Consider the following 2,387-nt stretch of genomic DNA (forward strand, 5'->3'; position numbering starts at 1 on the left):
CTTCTCGGTGGTCGCCTCCGAGATGAAGCTGCTGGCAGATCAGGCCAAGGCGGCGACCAGTCAGGTGCGCGGGATCCTGGGGGAGATCCAGCGGGGCATCAACACCTCGGTGATGCTCACCGAGGAGGCGGTCAAGCGCGCAGCCGCCGGCAAGACCCGTTCGGACACGACGCAGCGGACTATCGAGGAGATCACCGCGAAGATCGAGGAAGGCACTCAGGTGTTCCAGCAGGTCATCGCCTCCACGAACCAGCAGCAGCTCGGGATCGAGCAGGTCGTGGGCGCGCTCCAAAACATCCGGCAGGCGAGCCAGCAGACCGCGGCCGGCACGCGTCAGGTCGAGGCCGCCTCGGCCAACCTGACGGAGCTGGCCCAGGCGCTGATGGCGCTGGCCGAGCGCTACCGACACTGAGGTCGACCCCTTTCGGGCTGGTCGGCAACCTAATCCGCTTCGGAACCCGCGGCATAGGCTCGGCCCTGCGCGACGAACAGGTCGATCTGCACGATGCCTTGGTTGATCGCCGTGATTAGGTTGGCTTTGGCCTCATCGATTTGAGGCTCACTGGTCGGCTCCCGGCCCCGCAGGTCGGCGAGCAGCGTGGTCAGCTGGTCCCGCTGCTCGCGCAGATCCGCGAGGATCACCTCGGCTCGGGCCACCCGAAGGGTCGTCGCTTGACCATTGGCGAGCATCTCCACTGCTGCGGCATCGACCCTGGCGAGCGCGGATCGCTCGTCACCTCTCCGGCGCAGCGGGATGATACCTTCGCTCATGATCCTGTGCTCGTAGGTATCCGGCCTCATGATGGTGCTCGTCGTACCTGCACCTACGATACAGCTCTGAGGAGCGACACCATCAATGGCGGTAGCCATCAAGACATCTCGACCGGGTTTCCTGTCTGCGATGCCGGTCGCTCCGTCTTCAACTCGCGCTCGGCCATGAACCAGAACTCCAGCTCATAGCCATCAGGCCGATGGTGTCGGTCCCATAGGTCGTAGGCACGGTCCCGGATCGCATCGTGCGGGATCCGTGTCTCTGCAGCACACGCTATGAACGGATCCGAGCTCACCCGCTGACCTCGCCAGGTCCGACGAGCGCCGAGAGCATCACTCCGTCACTGCCAATCTCAGCCCTGGTGTAGCCGAGTGCCCGCGTGAGTTGATCCCGGGCGCGCCAGACACGGCTCTTCACGGTGCCGACTTGGCAGCCCATGACCGCAGCAGCTTCGTCATAGCTCATGTCCTCAATCGTCACGAGCACCAGCGCCTCCCGCATCACCGGCGCGAGCCGGTCGAGCGCGGTGCGCACGTCCTGAAGGTCGAGGCGCCCGGATTGATCGGGCGGGATGGCGAGCCGAGCAGTGTGACTTCCATCGTCATCCTCGACCTCACGAAACTTACGCTGACCACTGTAGAAAGCGTTGCGCAGGATCGTGAAGGTCCAGGCCTCGAAGTTCGTGCCCGGCTCGAAGCGCTCTCGGTTCTTCCAAGCCCGCAGAAGCGTGTCCTGCACGAGGTCGTCGGCTGCCGTGGCGTCGCGAGCGAGCGAGATGGCGAACCTACGCAGGCTCGGTGCTACGGCGAGGAACTGACGCTGGAACTCAGCGGCATCGCGGCTGCGTGCTTCCCCAAACGCGACGTCGAGTTTGGCCAGCAGGTCGGCGAAGTGCCCTGTGGCGCTCTGCTCGGCGTCCTCCTGACCGTAGGCAGTGGCGAGCAGGCTCCCGAGACGTCTTCGGATTTGGTCGGAGAGCACGGCCCGGGATGCGTCCGAGGGATCCTCGACCGGTTCCGTACTCATCGTGAGGCCTGAGAGGGAACGTGCGTCATCGGCTATCATGGTTCGTTCGATAGATCGGCCGCCTGCATACCCTCACCGCATAGCTTGGTCAGTGCGACCAACCGCGCGAATTCTCGAACGGTCTGATCGGTTGAGGTCGCCCGCTGCCCCTCGGCAGCCTTTCTTCGGTTCCGCATCCACAACTCGTCTTTGTGGATCTTTCCTATCCGTGGGGTGCAGCGTTTTGCACCCTATGCTGCTCAAGAGCGCCGGGGCCGCGGACCGCCCTCCCCGTCGGAGCCATTGCAGCCACTCCCGGCTGATGATGCGGACCACGTTCGGATCCGACTTCCGCCCTTGGTGGCGCCGCTCTTGGATGGTCAGCAAGCCGTCGCCCTCAGCCAGCCGGATCGCGGCCTGGGCGCGTCGCCGGCAGACCCCAGCCCGGGCGGCTATGGCGTCGATGCACAGCCGGTGTTCCGTCGGCGAGCGCCTGCATGGCCGAAACGACACGCTCCTGCTCCTGGTGGTGGGTCTCCAGTTCCTCATCCATGAGGGCGTCGATCTCGTGGACGTTGTTGGCGCCCAGCGTCACCATGCGCATGTAGTC

4 protein-coding genes and 1 pseudogene are annotated in these 2,387 nt (G+C 65.0%); 1 reads left to right on the forward strand and 4 read right to left on the reverse strand.

Translation table 11 applies throughout. The features are described 5' to 3' along the window. Positions 1–412 (forward strand): methyl-accepting chemotaxis protein (locus tag MKK84_RS00760; RefSeq protein WP_243916130.1); only part of this gene is annotated, 412 nt, incomplete at its 5' end. A 29-nt stretch (positions 413–441) separates the two neighbouring features. On the opposite strand, the gene MKK84_RS00765 is transcribed toward MKK84_RS00760, so the two are convergent. The 4 genes and pseudogenes from MKK84_RS00765 to MKK84_RS00780 all read right to left on the reverse strand — a co-directional run. After that, positions 442–771, reverse strand: coding sequence for a hypothetical protein (locus MKK84_RS00765; protein ID WP_243916131.1), 330 nt, complete (start codon positions 769–771; stop codon positions 442–444). 98 nt (positions 772–869) lie between these two features. Further along, complete coding sequence (locus MKK84_RS00770) at positions 870–1,067, reverse strand: DUF2934 domain-containing protein (protein WP_313899307.1); 198 nt, start codon at positions 1,065–1,067, stop codon at positions 870–872. Continuing rightward, a complete protein-coding gene (locus MKK84_RS00775; RefSeq protein WP_243916132.1) occupies positions 1,064–1,798 on the reverse strand; it encodes a sigma-70 family RNA polymerase sigma factor in 735 nt (244 codons plus the stop codon). The genes MKK84_RS00770 and MKK84_RS00775 overlap by 4 nt, the downstream gene beginning before the upstream one ends. A 376-nt stretch (positions 1,799–2,174) precedes the next feature. Continuing rightward, a pseudogene (locus MKK84_RS00780) lies at positions 2,175–2,387 on the reverse strand (hypothetical protein); the annotation flags it as partial.

Source organism: Methylobacterium sp. E-065, from assembly GCF_022829605.1.
Taxonomy (GTDB): domain Bacteria; phylum Pseudomonadota; class Alphaproteobacteria; order Rhizobiales; family Beijerinckiaceae; genus Methylobacterium.